The sequence below is a fragment of the Angustibacter speluncae genome (genome assembly GCF_054777815.1).
Genome location: NZ_BAAHAF010000060.1, coordinates 1 through 15,766, shown reverse-complemented (window position 1 = coordinate 15,766; position 15,766 = coordinate 1). Strand labels below are relative to the sequence as shown.

The 15,766-nt window shown below is 74.2% G+C and carries 18 protein-coding genes, 2 tRNA genes and 1 pseudogene; 6 read left to right on the top strand and 15 right to left on the bottom strand.

Going from position 1 to position 15,766, the window contains the following annotated elements; all coding sequences use genetic code 11:
* Together ACYVKY_RS07440 and pknB are read left to right on the top strand one after the other, a co-directional pair.
* Positions 1-612 (top strand): annotated as a pseudogene (locus tag ACYVKY_RS07440) (hypothetical protein); the annotation flags it as partial.
* Positions 612-2,486 (top strand): Stk1 family PASTA domain-containing Ser/Thr kinase, encoded by a 1,875-nt coding sequence (gene pknB, locus ACYVKY_RS07435; RefSeq protein ID WP_460434340.1) that lies wholly within the window; start codon positions 612-614, stop codon positions 2,484-2,486. The pseudogene ACYVKY_RS07440 and the gene pknB, both read left to right, overlap by 1 nt.
* A 110-nt stretch (positions 2,487-2,596) precedes the next feature.
* Here pknB and ACYVKY_RS07430 read toward each other — a convergent pair whose 3' ends face one another.
* Genes ACYVKY_RS07430 through ACYVKY_RS07415 form a run of 4 tightly spaced genes read right to left on the bottom strand, consistent with a single transcriptional unit; the run spans position 2,597 to position 4,864 of the window.
* A complete protein-coding gene (locus tag ACYVKY_RS07430; protein WP_460434339.1) occupies positions 2,597-3,229 on the bottom strand; it encodes an anthranilate synthase component II in 633 nt (210 codons plus the stop codon).
* The gene (locus ACYVKY_RS07425) at positions 3,229-3,390 is read right to left on the bottom strand and encodes a hypothetical protein (RefSeq protein ID WP_460434338.1); all 162 of its coding nucleotides are present in this window, start codon (positions 3,388-3,390) and stop codon (positions 3,229-3,231) included. The genes ACYVKY_RS07430 and ACYVKY_RS07425 overlap by 1 nt, the downstream gene beginning before the upstream one ends.
* Positions 3,390-4,106: a class E sortase gene (locus ACYVKY_RS07420; RefSeq protein WP_460434337.1), complete on the bottom strand. Its 717-nt coding sequence runs from the start codon at positions 4,104-4,106 to the stop codon at positions 3,390-3,392. The genes ACYVKY_RS07425 and ACYVKY_RS07420 overlap by 1 nt, the downstream gene beginning before the upstream one ends.
* The gene (locus tag ACYVKY_RS07415; RefSeq protein WP_460434336.1) at positions 4,103-4,864 is read right to left on the bottom strand and encodes a DUF881 domain-containing protein; all 762 of its coding nucleotides are present in this window, start codon (positions 4,862-4,864) and stop codon (positions 4,103-4,105) included. Before ACYVKY_RS07415 ends, ACYVKY_RS07420 begins: the two co-directional genes overlap by 4 nt.
* A gap of 71 nt (positions 4,865-4,935) precedes the next feature.
* On the opposite strand from ACYVKY_RS07415, the gene ACYVKY_RS07410 reads away from it, so the two are divergent.
* Complete coding sequence (locus tag ACYVKY_RS07410) at positions 4,936-5,199, top strand: cell division protein CrgA (protein ID WP_460434335.1); 264 nt, start codon at positions 4,936-4,938, stop codon at positions 5,197-5,199.
* An 83-nt stretch (positions 5,200-5,282) separates the two neighbouring features.
* Here ACYVKY_RS07410 and ACYVKY_RS07405 read toward each other — a convergent pair whose 3' ends face one another.
* Complete coding sequence (locus tag ACYVKY_RS07405; RefSeq protein ID WP_460434334.1) at positions 5,283-6,173, bottom strand: rhomboid family intramembrane serine protease; 891 nt, start codon at positions 6,171-6,173, stop codon at positions 5,283-5,285.
* A 31-nt stretch (positions 6,174-6,204) separates the two neighbouring features.
* Positions 6,205-6,726 (bottom strand): peptidylprolyl isomerase, encoded by a 522-nt coding sequence (locus tag ACYVKY_RS07400; protein ID WP_460434333.1) that lies wholly within the window; start codon positions 6,724-6,726, stop codon positions 6,205-6,207.
* A 164-nt stretch (positions 6,727-6,890) separates the two neighbouring features.
* Between ACYVKY_RS07400 and ACYVKY_RS07395 the strand changes: the two genes are divergently transcribed.
* Entirely contained in the window at positions 6,891-7,706 is an 816-nt protein-coding gene (locus ACYVKY_RS07395) for a hypothetical protein (RefSeq protein ID WP_460434332.1), read from the top strand.
* An 86-nt stretch (positions 7,707-7,792) separates the two neighbouring features.
* Here ACYVKY_RS07395 and ACYVKY_RS07390 read toward each other — a convergent pair whose 3' ends face one another.
* The gene (locus tag ACYVKY_RS07390; protein ID WP_460434331.1) at positions 7,793-8,734 is read right to left on the bottom strand and encodes an ATP-binding protein; all 942 of its coding nucleotides are present in this window, start codon (positions 8,732-8,734) and stop codon (positions 7,793-7,795) included.
* 111 nt (positions 8,735-8,845) lie between these two features.
* Here ACYVKY_RS07390 and ACYVKY_RS07385 point away from each other — a divergent pair, with 111 nt between their 5' ends.
* Positions 8,846-9,430: a dihydrofolate reductase family protein gene (locus ACYVKY_RS07385; RefSeq protein WP_460434330.1), complete on the top strand. Its 585-nt coding sequence runs from the start codon at positions 8,846-8,848 to the stop codon at positions 9,428-9,430.
* 63 nt (positions 9,431-9,493) lie between these two features.
* Positions 9,494-11,098, top strand: a complete 1,605-nt coding sequence (locus tag ACYVKY_RS07380) for an FAD-dependent oxidoreductase (protein ID WP_460434329.1) — start codon at positions 9,494-9,496, stop codon at positions 11,096-11,098.
* A 317-nt stretch (positions 11,099-11,415) separates the two neighbouring features.
* Here ACYVKY_RS07380 and ACYVKY_RS07375 read toward each other — a convergent pair.
* The 8 genes from ACYVKY_RS07375 to ACYVKY_RS07340 form a co-directional block, all read right to left on the bottom strand.
* A tRNA-Ala gene (locus ACYVKY_RS07375) sits at positions 11,416-11,488 on the bottom strand.
* Positions 11,489-11,509: 21 nt separating this feature from the next.
* Complete coding sequence (locus tag ACYVKY_RS07370; RefSeq protein WP_460434328.1) at positions 11,510-11,629, bottom strand: DLW-39 family protein; 120 nt, start codon at positions 11,627-11,629, stop codon at positions 11,510-11,512.
* 25 nt (positions 11,630-11,654) lie between these two features.
* Entirely contained in the window at positions 11,655-12,404 is a 750-nt protein-coding gene (locus tag ACYVKY_RS07365) for an ABC-2 transporter permease (protein WP_460434327.1), read from the bottom strand.
* On the bottom strand, positions 12,401-13,327 hold the full coding sequence (locus tag ACYVKY_RS07360; protein ID WP_460434326.1) for an ABC transporter ATP-binding protein: 927 nt from the start codon (positions 13,325-13,327) through the stop codon (positions 12,401-12,403). The genes ACYVKY_RS07365 and ACYVKY_RS07360 overlap by 4 nt, the downstream gene beginning before the upstream one ends.
* A gap of 10 nt (positions 13,328-13,337) precedes the next feature.
* Positions 13,338-14,234 (bottom strand): ABC transporter permease, encoded by an 897-nt coding sequence (locus ACYVKY_RS07355; RefSeq protein ID WP_460434325.1) that lies wholly within the window; start codon positions 14,232-14,234, stop codon positions 13,338-13,340.
* On the bottom strand, positions 14,227-15,141 hold the full coding sequence (locus ACYVKY_RS07350) for an ABC transporter ATP-binding protein (protein ID WP_460434324.1): 915 nt from the start codon (positions 15,139-15,141) through the stop codon (positions 14,227-14,229). Before ACYVKY_RS07350 ends, ACYVKY_RS07355 begins: the two co-directional genes overlap by 8 nt.
* Positions 15,142-15,215: 74 nt before the next feature.
* A tRNA-Ile gene (locus ACYVKY_RS07345) sits at positions 15,216-15,289 on the bottom strand.
* 51 nt (positions 15,290-15,340) lie between these two features.
* Positions 15,341-15,766 (bottom strand): DUF3566 domain-containing protein (locus ACYVKY_RS07340; protein ID WP_460434323.1); only part of this gene is annotated, 426 nt, incomplete at its 5' end.

The following is a 15,766-nucleotide window of genomic DNA, read 5'->3' as shown; positions in this document are numbered from 1 at the left end:
GTCGGCGCCACCCGCGCGATGCCGGTCGTCCCGCCGGCGGCGCGCCCGACCGGGCCGGTGCGGACGACGACCGTCACCGCCGGCCGCGCCGCGCCCCCGCCGCGCCGCCGGGTCTCGGGCGTGCTCGTGACCGCCCTGGTGCTGCTCGCGGTGGTCGCCCTCGGCGCCGTGCTCGTCGCGACCGGCGTGCTCGGCGGCGACGAGGACCCGACCGCCACCACCACGCCGACCACGCAGGCGACCACCACGCCGCCGCCCGAGACGTCGTCGAGCACCACGAGCAGCAGCAGCAGCTCGACCTCCACGACGACCAGCAGCACCACGACGACGACCACGGTCGAGCCGGTCACGGTCGAGGTGGTGGCGGCGGACTACGTCGGGCGTCCGCTCAAGGACGTGCAGAAGGACCTCGAGAAGCTCGGGCTGGTCGTGCAGGCCGAGCCGGACCCCGACAGCGAGGCACCCAAGAACGAGGTGACCGCCGTCGCGGAGGGCACCTACGAGGAGGGCGACACGGTCGCCGTGACGTACAGCGACGCCGCACCGGGTGGACCCGGTGGCGGTGGGCCGCCGCCCGGTGGGGGCGGCGACGACGAAGGTGGGAACGGATAGTGGACGACCAGCGTGTTCTCTCGGGCCGCTACGAGATCGGTGAGCTCCTCGGCCGCGGCGGCATGGCGGTGGTGCACGCCGGCCGCGACGTGCGGCTCGGCCGCCAGGTGGCGATCAAGATGCTGCGTGCCGACCTCGCCCGCGACCCCGCCTTCCAGGCCCGGTTCCGCCGGGAGGCGCAGTCCGCGGCCGGGCTGAACCACCCCTCGATCGTCGCGGTGTACGACACCGGCGAGGACGTCGTCCCCGGCGTCGGCGGTGCCGACGAGCACATCCCGTACATCGTGATGGAGCACGTCTCGGGCCGGACGCTGCGCGAGATCCTGCACGACACCGAGCGCTCCACCCCGCCGAACGGCATCGGCTCCGACACCACGCCGGCGCCGCTCGGCGTCGACCGCGCCGTCCAGGTCACCGCCGGCGTGCTGTCGGCCCTCGACTACAGCCACCGCGCCGGCATCGTCCACCGCGACATCAAGCCCGCGAACGTCATGCTCACCGACGCCGGCGCGGTCAAGGTGATGGACTTCGGCATCGCGCGCGCGGTCGCGGACTCGTCCGCGACGATGACCGCCACCCAGGCCGTCATCGGCACCGCGCAGTACCTGTCGCCGGAGCAGGCGCGCGGCGAGACCGTCGACGCCCGCAGCGACCTCTACTCCACCGGCTGCCTGCTGTACGAGCTGCTCACCGGCCGGCCGCCGTTCGTCGGCGACTCCCCGGTGTCCGTGGCGTACCAGCACGTGCGCGAGACGCCGCAGCCGCCGAGCACCTTCAACCCGGCGGTCGGGGCCGACCTCGACCGGGTCGTGCTGCACGCCCTGGCCAAGGACCGCGAGGAGCGCTACGCCAACGCCGGCGCCTTCCGCTCCGACCTGCTCGCCGCGCTCGACGGCCGTCCCGTGCGGGCGCCCGCCGCGACCGGGGCGCCGACGATGGCGATCCCCGCGGCCGCCGCCGCCGGGGCCGTCCTGGCCACCGCCGCCGCGACCGGCCCCTCCACCGAGGTCTACACCCCGGCCGGTGCGGCCGTGCCGGTCGCGACGGGTCCGGTCGGGGAGTTCGACGACGAGGAGGAGGAGCCGCGGCGGGGCCGGGCCGCCGGCTACGTGCTGCTCGTGCTCGCCGTCCTCGCCGTCGTCGCGGGCGGCATCTACCTGTTCACCCAGGTGCTCGACCAGCCCGACGACCCGGTGACCGTGTCCGTCCCCAACCTGGTCGACCTCGACCGGGCCTCGGCCAAGGCCGAGCTCGAGGCGGTCGGCCTGGTGTACGCCGAGGGCGAGCCGCAGAACAGCGACACCGTCGCCGCCGAGCGGGTGATGAGCCAGGACCCGCCCGTGGGCGACTCGGTGGAGGAGGGGTCGACCGTCACCGTCGTGCTCTCGCTCGGCGTCGGGCAGGTCGAGGTGCCCGACCTGACGAACCTCACCCAGGCCGAGGCCCGGGCCGCGCTGGCCGAGGTCGGCCTGGTGGCCGGGCAGGTCACGCCCACCGACGACCCGCAGATCGAGAAGGACCGGGTCATCTCCTCCGACCCCGCCGCGCGCGCGATGGTGCCCGAGGGCTCCGAGGTCGCGATCAACGTCTCGAGCGGGATGGTGCAGCTGCCCGACCTCGCCGGCCAGACCTACCTGCAGGCGCGCGACGCCCTGCTCGCCCTCGGCCTCGGCGCCGAGGCGCAGCCGCAGGAGGACGGGACGGTGGCACCCGACACGGTGCTGTCGCAGGAGCCCGGGCCGGGTGCGGTGCCGCAGAAGACCAAGGTGGTGCTGATCGTCGCCACCGCGCCGCCGCCGCCCACCACGACCGAGCCCCCACCGACGACGACCGAGCCCCCGCCGACCACCGACCCGCCGCCGACCACCCCCTGACCGGTCACAGACCCGGCTCCCGGTCGCCTCCGGCGCGCCGAGCGAGGGAGCGCCAGCGAGTGAGCCGAGGCGGGAGGAATCGACCCTCCGCGGGAGCCGGGTCGCGAGCGTCAGCGAGCAGAGTGCAGAGCCGGGGCCAGGCCGGCGCTCCTGCCGACCGCCTGGTCGTCGCCGCAGACGGCGAGCCAGTTGGCGAGCAGGCGGTGCCCGCCCTCGGTGAGCACCGACTCGGGGTGGAACTGCACGCCGTACAGCGGCAGCTCGCGGTGCTGCAGGCCCATCACGACGCCGCCGTCGGTGCGGGCCGTGACGACGAGCTCGTCCGGCACGGTCTCGGGGACGACGGCCAGCGAGTGGTACCGGGTCGCGGTGAACGGGTCGGCCAGGCCGTCGAGGACGCCGCCGCCGTCGTGCCGCACCCGGCTCGTCCGGCCGTGCATGAGCTCCTCGGCGTGGGTGACGGTGGCGCCGTGCACCTCGGCCAGCGCCTGGTGCCCGAGGCACACCCCGAGCATCGGCCGGGCGAGCGCGGCGCAGCGCCGGATGACGGCCTCGCTGACGCCGGCCCGGTCGGGGGTGCCGGGGCCGGGCGAGACCAGCACGCCGTCGACGTCGTCGGCGGCCTCCGGGCCGACGGCGTCGTTGCGCACCACCGTGCAGTCGGCGCCGAGCTGCTGGAGGTAGCCGACGATCGTCCAGACGAAGCTGTCGTAGTTGTCGACCACCAGGATGCGTGCGCCCATCAGCCGTCTCCCACCGTCGTGTCGTTGAAAGGCATGTACGGCGCGACCGCCGGGAACACCCACTGGAAGCAGACCGCGACCACGACCAGGGCCAGCACCAGGAGCACCAGCGCCCGGACCCAGCGGGGGCCCGGAAGGGCCCGCCACAGCGCGCCGTACATCAGGCACCACCCCTGTCCTCGCCGAGCGCCCGGGGCTCGCCCTCCGAGCGCGGCTGCCACTCGTCCAGCACCGCGTGCACGACGTACCGCTCGCGCGCGGAGAACATCGGGTGGCAGGTGGTGAGCGTCAGCATCCGCTCGGTGGGCACCGCGGCCGGGTCGCCCGGCACGGGCGCGATGACGTCGACGTCGCGTGGCGTCACGATCTCGGTGGACGTGACGCGGTAGGTGTACCAGGCCTGCGCGGTCTCGACGAGCACGGCGTCACCGGCGCGCAGCTGCTCGACCTGGTTGAACGGCTTGCCGTAGGTGACCCGGTGCCCGGCCAGGGCGAGGTTGCCGACGCCGCCCGGCAGCGCGGTGCCGGGGTAGTGCCCGACGCCGTCCTCGAGCAGGTCGAGCGAGGTGCCCTCGTAGACCGGGCGCGGCTGCCAGCCCGCGCCGAACCGCGGCACGTGGACGACGGCGAACGGCTGGTCGGCGGTCGGCGCCGGCTCCGCGGGCGGCGGCGCGTCGTCGGGCGGGGCGGGCGTCTCCTCGCCGACGCCCCAGTCCTGCTGCAGCTGGTCGGTGACCTCGCGCTGGGCCGCGTCGGCCTGCACGTCGGTCCACCACAGCTGCCACACCAGGAAGAGCAGCAGCAGCACACCCGCGGTGATGAGCAGCTCGCCGAGGACCCCCGTCGCCGTGCGGACGGCGTTGCCGGCGCGGCTCACCCGCCGTCCTCGGTGGCGCCGTCGCCGCCGACGGCGCGGGCGTGCTGCAGCTCGATCGAGCCGTCGTAGGCGGGCATCTCGACCCGGTCGTCGTCCTGCACCCGGTAGGTGAGGCCGTAGGCGCGGGCGTCGTCGCGGTAGTAGCCGAGGTCGACCGAGTCGTCGAGCGCCTCGCGCATGTCGTCCTGGTCGCCGATCGCGGTGATGACGTAGGGCGGGGAGTAGACGCGTCCCTGCAGGTGCAGCGTCGCCCCGACGCAGCGCACCGCGCTGGTGGAGATGACCCGCTGGTCCATCAGCATCATGGCCTCGGCGCCGGCCGCCCACAGCGCGTTCACCGCCGCCTGCACGTCCTGCTGGTGCACGACGAGCTTGTTGGGGTCGACCCCCTCGGGCTGGGCCCGGTCGCGGGGCGCGTCGTCGAGGGTGACCACGAGCGCCGGACCGCTGACCGGCTGCAGCTGGGCCGGCCCGCTCAGCTCGGCGGCGGTGGCCTGCAGGTCGCGGGTCGTGCTGTCGCCGACCTCGGCGGTCAGCCGGTCGACCTCGGCGCGCAGGCCGGCCACCTCGGTGTTGCGGGCGTCCAGGCGGGAGGACTCCTGGCGGACGAGCCCGCGCAGGTCGGTGCCGCTCGCGCGCAGGTCGGTGCCCTGGGCCGTGCCGGCGCTGGTGGCGAACAGCCCGCCGGCGACGGCGAGCACGCCCGCCACCGCCACGGTGCCGGCCCACGAGCGACGGGGCCGGTGCTGGCTGTCCACGTCGTCTACGCTAGACGTTCGAGTCAGGGCGGCGTACCTCGCCCGAGCCGGTTCACCCCAGGGAGACGACGATGCCCGAGTCCAGGGTCCGCAAGAAGGCCGCCTACACGGCGCCCCCGGCGAAGTCGTCCGGGCCCAAGGTGAACTCCCGGTGGTTCGTCCCCGTGATGCTGGCGTTCTTCGTCATTGGGCTGGTCTGGATCGTCGTCTTCTACGTCAGCGAGGGTCAGTACCCGATCCCGTCGATCGGCAGCTGGGACGTCGGCAGCTGGAACCTGGTCATCGGCTTCGGCATCGTCATGGTCGGCTTCCTGATGACGACGCGGTGGCGCTGACCCCCTCCGCAGGGCGACTTACACGCGTGTGGTTTTCCCCAGGCGTTGTCCACACTGGGGACAACCCGCGCGGCTGACCCCGGTCAGCCCAGGGTGGGGTCGACCTGCAGACCCACGACGGCCAGCGCGACGAGCACCAGCGTGACGAGGGCGATGCCGCCCCACTGCACCAGCGCCCGGCGCTCGCGCGGGGCGTAGACGAGCACCGCCGCCACCGCGGCTCCGCCGACGAGCCCGCCGAGGTGCGCCTGCCAGGCGATGCCGGGTGCCACGAAGCCGAACACCAGGTTGACGGCGAGCACGCCGACGACCTGGCCGGGTGGCAGCCGCAGGCGACGCTGCACCAGCAGCAGGGCGCCGAAGAGCCCGAACACCGCACCGGACGCGCCGACGGCCCCGGTGGTGAAGACCCCGCCCCCGTCCTGCACCAGCGCCGGCGTCAGCAGCTGGTAGCCGACGTGCCCCGCGAACGCGCTGACCAGGTAGAGCGCGGCGAAGCGCGCGCGGCCGAACGCGTGCTCGAGGTACGGGCCCTCCAACCACAGCGCGTACATGTTCATCGCGATGTGCAGGAACCCGAAGGTGCCCACCGCGTGCAGGAACGCCCCGCTGAGGTACCGCCACGGCTCGGCCCCCGCGTAGTACTCGCGGAACGACAGCGCGTCGGTGACGCCGAGCCCGGGCACCCGCTGCAGCACGAACCCCAGCACGCACAGGCCGATCAGCACCTGGGTGACCCGGGGCGGCCCGCCGCTCACCCGGCCGCCGAACACCGTGCGACCGGTGCGGACCCGCCGGCTGCCCTCGCGGGCGCAGTCGACGCACTGGACGCCCACCGCGGCCTGGCGCTGGCACTCGGGGCAGACCGGCCGCTCGCAGCGCTGGCACCGCACGTACGACTCGCGGTCGGGGTGCCGCGGGCACACCGGGACGGCCGACGCCCCGGCGGCGGCGGGGTCGGGCGCGCTGCTCACCGGGGCGTCGTCGATCGGGTCGTGCGGCCGGTCAGGGCTCGATCGTGACCGAGGTGATGACCTGCGGCTCGCGCGGCTTGTCCATCGGGCCGGTCGGCGTGTTGGCGATGGCGTCGACGACGTCGCGGCCCGCCTGGTCGACGACCTCGCCGAAGATCGTGTGCTTGCCGTTCAGGTGCGGCGTGGGGCCGACCGTGATGAAGAACTGCGAGCCGTTGGTGCCCTTGCCGAACCGCTTGCCGGCGTTCGCCATCGCGAGCAGGTACGGGCGGTCGAAGGTGAGGTCGACGGTCACCTCGTCGTCGAACTCGTAGCCGGGACCGCCGCGACCGCTGCCCAGGCGGTCGCCGCCCTGGATCATGAAGCCGGGGATCACCCGGTGGAAGCCGACGCCGTCGTAGAACGGCTCGCTCTTCTTCTCGCCGGTCTCGGGGTCGGTCCACTCCTTGCTGCCGTCGGCCAGCCCGGTGAAGTTCTTCACCGTGTGCGGCGCCTGGTTCGGGAACAGCTCGATCCGGATGTCGCCGGCGGTCGTGTGCAGGGTCGCGAACATGGCGGCATCCTCCCACGGGCACCGCGGCGGCTCATCCGGTGGCCGTCCCACCGCGCACGCGGGGCCGCGACGCGGCAAGATGGGGCGCGACGAACCGCGGTGCCGTCCGTCCCGGACGCGCCGCCGCACCGACGCGACCCGCTACGGGTCCGAGGGGAGGACGCGTGTTCCGCAGCAAGAGCCGCACCGAGAAGGCCGCCGACCAGGCCAAGGCCCAGGCCGACGCGCTCAAGGCCCAGGCCGGCAGCCTCCTGGACAAGGCCGCACCCGTCGCCGCCGGTGCCGCCGCCACCGCGGGCGAGAAGGCCGCGCAGGCCGCCTCGGCCGCGCGCGACTGGGCCTCGCCCCGGCTGGAGAAGGCCCGCGACCGCTCGGTCGAGGCCGCCGCGCCCCGGGTCGAGCACGCCGCCGAGGCGCTCGGCCCCAAGGTCGACGCCGCGCGCGACAAGATCGTCGAGGACGTGCTGCCGCGCATCGTCGAGGCCGTGACCGCCGCCGCGGCGGCCGCCGCGGCGAAGACCGAGGAGGCCACCGCGGCCAGCCGCGGCGCCATCGACGAGGTCGGCAAGAAGGCGGGTCGCGCGACCAAGCCGGCGCGCAAGCGCCGTACCGCGGGCAAGGTGTTCCTCGTCCTCGGCGTGCTCGGCGCCGCCGGTGCCGCGGGCTACGCCGCGTGGCGCGCGGGCCAGCCCACCGACGACCCGTGGGCCACCGCCACCGGCACCCCGCGCCCGACGTCGACCGCCACGACGCCGAAGCCGGCGACCACGGCCCCGAAGCCGGCCGCCGCCGCGCAGACGAAGGTCGGCGAGGCGCTCGACAAGGGCGAGGACGCCCTGTCCGGCGTCGGCACCACCGCCGACACCGCCGCCGACGCCACCAAGGACGTCGCCAAGGACGCCAAGCACAAGGCGGGCGAGGTCGCCGACACCGCGAAGGCCGAGGCGGAGGACGTCAAGGACGCCGCCAAGGACAGCTGACCCAGGTCGCACGCGCGAGCCCGGTCCCACCTCGGTGGGGCCGGGCTCGTCGGCGTCCCGGATCGGGTGGGGCGGCCGGGTGCGGGTCAGGCGCGCCGCTCGACGTCCTCGAAGGCGACGACCGGGGGCAGCGGCTCCTGGTGGCGCAGCGCCGTGACCAGCGCGACCGCGTTGGTGACGTACCAGCGGTGGAACGCGCGCTGCTGCGGCGGGGTCTCGAGGATGAGCATGTCGCCGGCGCGGGCGTGCCGGTCGATGTCGTCGAGGGCGCGCAGGTAGGTCTGCGCCTGCACGACCGACTCGTCCGACAGCGTCAGCTTCAGCCGGGTGCGGTCGAGCCCGGCGGCCGCGGCCTCGCTGGCCAGCCGCTTCAGCTCCAGGCGCAGCTGGGCGAAGGTGTGGTCGAGCGTGGCCAGGGTGCGAGCGAGGTCGGCCGGCAGGGCGCTCGCCTGGCCGCTCAGGTCGCCGACCGCCATCAGGGTCAGCTCGCGCAGCTGGCTGTCGACCTGCTCGCTCGCCTCGAGCACCAGCGCGGTCGGCGCCTCCCCGACGTCGACCGTGTAGTGCTGCTGCGCCGGCACCTCCTCGGCGAGCAGGTCGTCCCAGGCGTCCAGGTCGATCTCGCCCTCGTGCTCGACCACCGAGAGCGTGTCGCCGAGCTCGGCCCAGACCAGCTTGCCGCCGCCCTCGGGCTCCATGCCCCAGCGGGCCGACAGCGCCTCGACGACCGACAGGCCGCGACCGGTGGTGCTGTACGTGGACGAGGGCGTCTCGACGACGGGCCGGTGGGCGCCGTCGCGGACCTCGATCCGCAGGTGCTCCTCGAGCACGACCAGGTCGACCGAGACGGGGGGCTCGGCGTGCAGCAGCGCGTTGGTCACCATCTCGGAGACGACGAGCACGGCGTCGTCGGCGCGGACCTCGAACCGCGTCCCGTCGAGGGCAGCCTGGACGAAGCGACGAGCCCGTGACGCAGCGTCAGGTTCGTCGCTCAGCGTGAGCCGCTCAAGCTCGGACAGCCCCAGCACTCCCCTTCGTTCCCGCGTGTGCGACCACGGTAGCGGTGTGACGGGTGTGGTGGAACGTACTGCACCGGTGCTCACTGTGCGTGTCCTGGCGGATCGGGGCACAGTGGGCCCGTGGCCAGGCTCGTCTACTCCGTGATCGGGTCCCTCGACGGCTACCTCGCGGACGCCGACGGCGGCTTCGGCTGGGCCGAGCCGAGCGAGGAGGTGCTCGCCTTCGTCACCGAGGCGGAGCGGGGCGTGGGCACCTACCTCTACGGCCGCCGCATGTACGAGCTGATGCACGTCTGGGAGACCGACCCGGCCGCCGCGGCGCTGTCGCCGGAGTCGGCGCGGTTCGCCGAGGTCTGGCAGGCGGCCGACAAGGTCGTGTACTCGACGACGCTGCCGGACGTGCGCACCGAGCGGACGCTGCTGCGGCGCGACTTCGACGTCGACGAGGTGCGCGGGTGGTTGCGCGAGGCCGACGCCGACCTGACCGTGGCCGGGCCGACGCTGGCCGCGCACGCCTTCCGGGCCGCCCTGGTCGAGGAGCTGCAGGTGGTCGTGGTGCCCGAGGTCGTCGGCGGCGGCCTGCGGTACCTGCCGGACGTCCGCGCCTCGCTCGACCTGCGCGAGGAGCGCCGGTTCGCCAACGGGATGGTGTGGCTGCGCTACGACGTGCGCTACCCCGCGCAGGTGGGCCGCTCGGGGGACTGACGGCCGCCGTCGAGCGGTCCTAGGATCGCGCCGACCCGCCCCTCCGGCGCGAAGAGGCCGCCCGTGATCACCGCCGCCGAGCTGACCGCGATCCCGCTCTTCCACGACCTCTCGCCCGACCAGCTCGAGCTCGTCGCCCGCTCGGTCGAGGACGTCACGCTGGTGCCCGGCGAGTTCGTCGCGCAGGAGGGCGACGAGCGCGCCCTGTTCGTCGTGGTCGAGGGCCTGGTGCACCTGGTGAAGGAGATCAACGGCGTCGACCGCGTGATCGGGCCGCGCGGGCCGGGCGAGCTCTACGGCGAGGTGCCGATGATGCTCAGCATGAACCTGCCCGCCGCGTGCGTGGCGGTCGAGCCGTCCCGCGTGCTGCGCGTCGACGTCGCCACCTTCTTCACCCTCGCCGAGCTCGCCCCGCAGGTGCTGGCGCACGTCGGCAAGCTGGCGCAGGGCCGGATGCGGGGGCTGCAGCAGATCGCCGCCGAGACCAGCGCGCCCGACCTCACCCTGCTGGGTCCGGCGCTCGACCGGCGGGTGCACGAGCTCAGCACGTTCCTGCACCGCAACCGGGTCTCGTTCGAGACGGTGCAGGACGGCGACGGCCGGCCCCGGGTGCGGCTCGCCGACGGCAGCACCGTCCACGACCCCACCGTGCGCGAGGTGGCGATCGCGGCGAACCTGCCGGTCTTCCCCGCGCTCGGGGAGTACGACCTCGTCGTGGTCGGCGGTGGCCCGACCGGGCTGACCGCCGCGGTGAACGGCGCGGCCGAGGGCCTGCGCACGCTCGTCGTCGAGCGGTTCGCCCCGGGCGGCCAGGCCGGGACGTCCAGCAGGATCGAGAACTACACCGGGTTCCCGTTCGGCGTCTCCGGCGACGAGCTGGCCGGCAAGGCGCTGCGCCAGGCCCGCCGGCTCGGCGCCGAGATCGTCGTCACCCGCGAGATCGAGCGGCTCGACCCGTCGGCCGGCACGGTCACCCTGGACGGCGGCAGCGAGCTGCGGACCGCGGTGGTGCTGCTGACCTCCGGTGTCGAGTGGCGGCGCCTCGCCGTCCCCGAGATCGACCGGTTCGTCGGCAAGGGCGTCTACTACGGCGCCGCCCGCAGCGACTCGGGCCTCGCGCACGGCCGCGACGTCTGCATCATCGGCGCCGGCAACTCCGCCGGCCAGGCCGCGATCTTCTTCGCCCGGCACGCCCGGTCGGTGACGCTGCTCGTCCGCGGCGAGGGCCTGGGCGCGAGCATGTCGCACTACCTGGTCGAGCAGATCGCCGCGAACCCCGCCATCGCCGTCGAGACCCGTTCGGAGGTGGTCGGTCTGCACGGCGAGGAGCACCTCGAGCAGGTCGACGTCGCCGACCGCCGCACGGGGGAGACCTCACGCCGCGCCGCCGGCGTCCTGTTCGTCATGATCGGCGCGGACGCCGAGACCGGTTGGCTCCCGGCCGCCGTCGTCCGGGACGACCACGGCTACGTGCTGACGGGCGCGGCGGCCCGCGACAGCGGCGGCTGGGCGCACGAGCGCGAGCCCTTCGCCCTGGAGACCACCGCGGCCGGTGTCTTCGCGGCCGGCGACGTGCGCTCCGGGTCGGTCAAGCGGGTCGCGGCCGGGGTGGGCGAGGGCGGCATGGCCATCGCGATGGTGCACCAGTACCTGGCGCTGCGCGGCTGAGGGTCCGCTCGCACAACCGGCCCGAGGTCGGCACACAGGCTCGAGCTGGTGTGCGGGCCGCGGAAGGTGTGTGCGAGCGGTCCCTAGCGCCGGCACAACGCGTCCGTCCTGGCACAACCGTCCGGCGCGTTGTGCGCGGACGCGGACGTTGTGCGAGCGCCGGTCGTGGTGGAGCCAAGGGGACGCCCCACTCCGCCCGGACCTCGTCCCTCGGCCCGGGTCCGGAGCGTGGGCCCGGAACCCGAGGGTTCGAGCGCTCAGATCCGCAGACGATCGAAGGACCGGACGAAAGGCGTGTCCGGTCCTTCGATCGTCTGTGGAGCCAAGGGGACTCGAACCCCTAACCCCCTGCTTGCAAAGCAGGTGCGCTACCAATTGCGCCATGGCCCCGTGGGGAGTCAGCGTGGGGAGTCAGCGCACCGTGTCGGTGGCCTCGGCCCACAGGTCCTGCTCGGCCTGCTCGGCCTGCTGCTTGCGCCACAGGGCGTAGCCGGCGCCCGCCAGACCCAGGACCACGATGAGCTTCTTCACCGCACCAGGGTAACGCCCGCCGCGCTCAGGCCTCCTCCAGCCGCAGCGTCTGCAGCTTCCGCCCGGCCACTGCCGTCGCGACCACGGTGACGACCACGAGCAGCGTCAGCCCCGTGCCGGAGCCGACCGCCGCGTCGAGGCCGACCCGCGCGGCCGAGTCGCCCAGCACCCGCTCGGTCACCGACAGCGACCACTGCTGGATGCTCAGCGTCTGGGCGCCGGGCACCAGGCCGCCGACGAGCGACTCCCAGATCAGCGCGTAGATCAGGCCGACCACCACCGCGTTGCGGGTGAGCACCGCCAGCAGCAGGAACACGGCGGCGTACGCGACCCCGGCCGCGAGCGCGCCGGCCGCGAACGAGAGCGCGACCACGCCGAGCGAGCCGGTGAGCACCACGCCCGACACCAGCACGGGCAGCACACCGAACGCCACGACCACCCCGATCGCGACGAGCAGCTTCGTCACCACGATCGAGTACCGGTTCAGCGGTTTGGCCAGGGTGTAGACGATCGAGCCGTCGTCGATCTCCGGGCCGATCGCGCCGGTGCCGGCGACCAGCCCCAGCAGCGGCATCAGGATCGCGATGCCGAACGCGCCGAGCAGGTCGGGGGCGAGCGTGCCGCCGAGCTCGGAGCCGATGTCGTCGTCGAGGCCGCCGAGCACGCGGGCGAGCACGCACAGGGCGAGCAGGGCGAGCGGCAGCAGCGTCAGCACGACCGTGCGCTTGCGGCCGAGGAGGCTGCGGCGGGTCAGCGCCGCGACGGTCGCGTTCACCGGTCCACCAGGTAGGCGAAGACGCTCTCGAGCGACTCGTCGGCGGGCCGCACCTCGAGCAGCCGGATGCCGTGCCGCGCGGCGACCTGCGGCAGCGCGTGTACGAACGCGGAGAAGTCGGTGGCCTGCACCTGCACCGTGGTGCCTCCCGTGGCGTCGACGACGAGCTGCACCCCGGACGTGCTCGGTTCCGCGATCACGGCCGAGGCCAGGGCGCGGTCGTCGCTGGAGCGCAGCGTGTACTGGTGCGGCCGCTGCGTCATCAGCCGCCGGATCTCGCGGAAGTCGCCGGACGCGGCGTGCCGGCCGGCGACCACCACCTCGATGCGGCCGGCGATCTGCTCGACCTCCTCGAGGATGTGCGAGCTGAACAGGATCGTGCGTCCCTCGTCGCCGAGCCGGTGCAGCAGCTCCATCAGGTGCAGCCGCTGCCGCGGGTCCATGCCGTTGAACGGCTCGTCGAGCAGCAGCACCGCCGGGTCGTGCACGATCGCGGTGGCCATCTTGATCCGCTGCTTCATGCCTTTGGAGTAGGTGCGGATGTCGCGGCCCTGCGGTTCGGTCATCTCGACCGTCGCGATCGCCTGCCGCGCAGCGGTCTGCGGGTCGCGCAGCCGGTGCAGCCGGGCGTTCGCCAGGACGAACTCCCACCCGGTGATGGAGTCGTACATCTCCTCGCGCTCGGGCACGAGCCCGACCTCGCGGTAGATCTGCGGGTCGCGGTGGAGCGGACGTCCGTCCAGGGTGACCGTCCCGGCGGACGGCGCGAGGAACCCGGCCATCATCGAGATCAGCGTCGACTTGCCGGCGCCGTTCGGGCCGAGCAGGCCCGTCACCCCGGGCTCGAGGCGCATCGTCACGTCGTTGACCGCGACCACGTTGCCGTACCAGCGCGACACCTGCGCGAGCTCGACGACGCTCACGACAGCCTCCTCACGACAGCGCCCTGCGGTAGCGGGCCAGCAGCCCGGCGTAGCACCCGGCCACCACCCCGGTCACGACGAGCGCGAACACGGCCGCGGCCGCGGTGCCCGGCGGCCCGTCGCCGATCGAGGCGTCGGCCCCGAGCAGGCCGCTCACGACGCCGTCGACGAGCGTGAACGGCGAGAGCAGGCCGGACCAGCCGGCCAGCCCGGTGCTGCCGAACTCCGACGCGAGCCCGAGCACCGCCGCCTGCACGCCCGACAGCACCAGCAGCAGCCCGACCACGGCGGCGACCCCGAGGCCGCGGCGCGGGGTCATCGCCGCCACCAGCAGCCCGAGCCCGGCCAGCACCAGCGCGTGCAGCGCCGCCCCGGCGAGCGAGCGCGCGAGGTCCGGCAGCTGCTCGTCGAGCGGCATCTTCGCCAGCAGCGCCCCGGCGACCAGCAGCAGCAGCGGCAGCGCCATCAGCACGAACAGCGCCGACGCGAAGCCCGCGTACTTGGCCTGCACGTACTGCGCCCGGCTGAGCGGGCGCGAGAAGTACAGCGGCACCACCCGGAACCGCAGGTCGCGCGACATCACCGCGGGCGCCTGGGCGCCGACGAAGATGGTGACCGCCACCTGCAGCACCACCACGTACCGGGTGTAGCCGAGCGGGAGCTCGGTCGCGCCGAGCGCGCCGGAGACGATCCCGATCACCACCGCCGGCAGGGCCATCACCGAGAGCAGCAGCAGCGGCATCACCTTCGAGCGCGCCGACCGCCCGAACCCGTACGACCCGCGCAGCGTCTCGACGAACAGCGAGCGCCGCACGTACGACGTCCCGAGCCGCGGTCCGTCGTAGTGCCGGTACCCGATGTCGTGGATCGCGCCGGCCCGCGGCGGCGCCGCGCCCACCTCAGCCACGGTGCACCCCCGCGGGTCCGGTGAACAGCTCGGTCATCCGGTGCCGCTGCTGCTCGACCCGCACCAGGCCGAGCCCGAGAGCGGCCACGGCGTCGCGGACGGCGTCGTACGCAGCGGGGTCGTCGACGTCGACCTGCAGCAGCTGCCCGTCGCGGCGCACCGCCACCCCACCCTCCTCGAGCCGCCGGTGCAGCGCCGCCGCGTCGCCGTCGACCTCGACGAGCACCACCGGCGTCTGCGCGGTGACGTCGGCGGTGGTCGAGTGCCGCAGCAGCCGGCCGCCGTCGATCACGACGATCGCGTCGCACACCCGCTCGAGCTCGCCGAGCAGGTGGGACGTGACCACGACCGAGATGCCGAAGTCCGTGCGGACGCGGCGGATCAGCTCCAGCATGTCGTCACGCCCGGCGGGGTCGAGGCCGTTGGTCGGCTCGTCGAGCAGCACCAGCGCGGGGTCGTGCACGAGCGCCTGCGCGAGCTTCACCCGCTGCTTCATGCCGGTCGAGTACCCGCCCATCGGCCGGTAGCGCTCCTCGTAGAGCCCCACGTGCCGCAGCGTGTCCGCCGCCCGTTCCCGGGCGGCGGTGGTCGGCAGGCCGGACATGCGTCCGAGGTGGACGACGAACTCGGTGGCCGACACGTCCGGCGGCAGGCAGTCGTGCTCGGGCATGTAGCCGACGCGCTCGCGGATGGCCGGCCCGTCGGTGACGACGTCGTGGTCGAGCACCTGCGCCCCGCCCGAGGTCGGCGCGAGCAGCCCGAGCAGGATCTTCAGCAGGGTCGACTTGCCGGCGCCGTTGGCCCCGACGAGCCCGGTGACGCCGGGCCGGACGTCGACCGTGAGGTCCTCGACGGCGGTGACCGCGCCGAAGCGCTTGGTCAGGCCGTCGGTGCGCAGGAGGGACACGGCGCCACGCTAGCCAGCGGGCCGAGGGCGGCGGTACCGACGAAGGTGGACCGGCCGCAGACGAAAGGAGGGGGTGGGCCTAAGAGGACTTGAACCTCTGACCTCTTCCTTATCAGGGAAGCGCTCTAACCGACTGAGCTATAGGCCCCGGACGTGCGGGACGAGGTTACCCGACCACGCGCCGTGCTCGCGAACCGGATCAGTCGTCCGAGAGCGTGAGGTGCAGGCCACCGACCAGGTTGGCGGCGACGTTGTAGAGGAACGCGCCGAGCGTGCAGAGCGCGGTGATGAGGACGACGTTCACCACGGCCAGCACGGTGCCGAGCGAGAGCACCTTGCCGAAGCCGACGAAGTCGAGGATGTCGAACTGCCCGGCGCCGAGGATCTGCCCGACCAGGTCGTTGATCTGGGTGAACACGCCCATGCCGTCGAGCACGGTCCACAGCACGCCGGCCGCCACGACGGTGGCGATGCCGATGGCGACGCTGAGCAGGAACGCCAGCTTCATCACCGACCACGGGTCGACCCGGGCGGCGGTGAGGCGGACCCGGCGCGGTGCACCCGCCGCGGGTCGGGGCGGACCCGGGCGCGGGGCGCCCTTGGCGGCCGGACGGGCGCCGGACGG

What these genes read in the sequence shown, in the direction of transcription:
- ACYVKY_RS07430 (WP_460434339.1), bottom strand. Translation starts at nt 3,229, where the DNA reads ATGGGCGCACGCATCCTGGTGGTCGACAACTACGACAGCTTCGTCTGG.
- ACYVKY_RS07425 (WP_460434338.1), bottom strand. Translation starts at nt 3,390, where the DNA reads ATGTACGGCGCGCTGTGGCGGGCCCTTCCGGGCCCCCGCTGGGTCCGG.
- ACYVKY_RS07410 (WP_460434335.1), top strand. Translation starts at nt 4,936, where the DNA reads ATGCCCGAGTCCAGGGTCCGCAAGAAGGCCGCCTACACGGCGCCCCCG.
- ACYVKY_RS07400 (WP_460434333.1), bottom strand. Translation starts at nt 6,726, where the DNA reads ATGTTCGCGACCCTGCACACGACCGCCGGCGACATCCGGATCGAGCTG.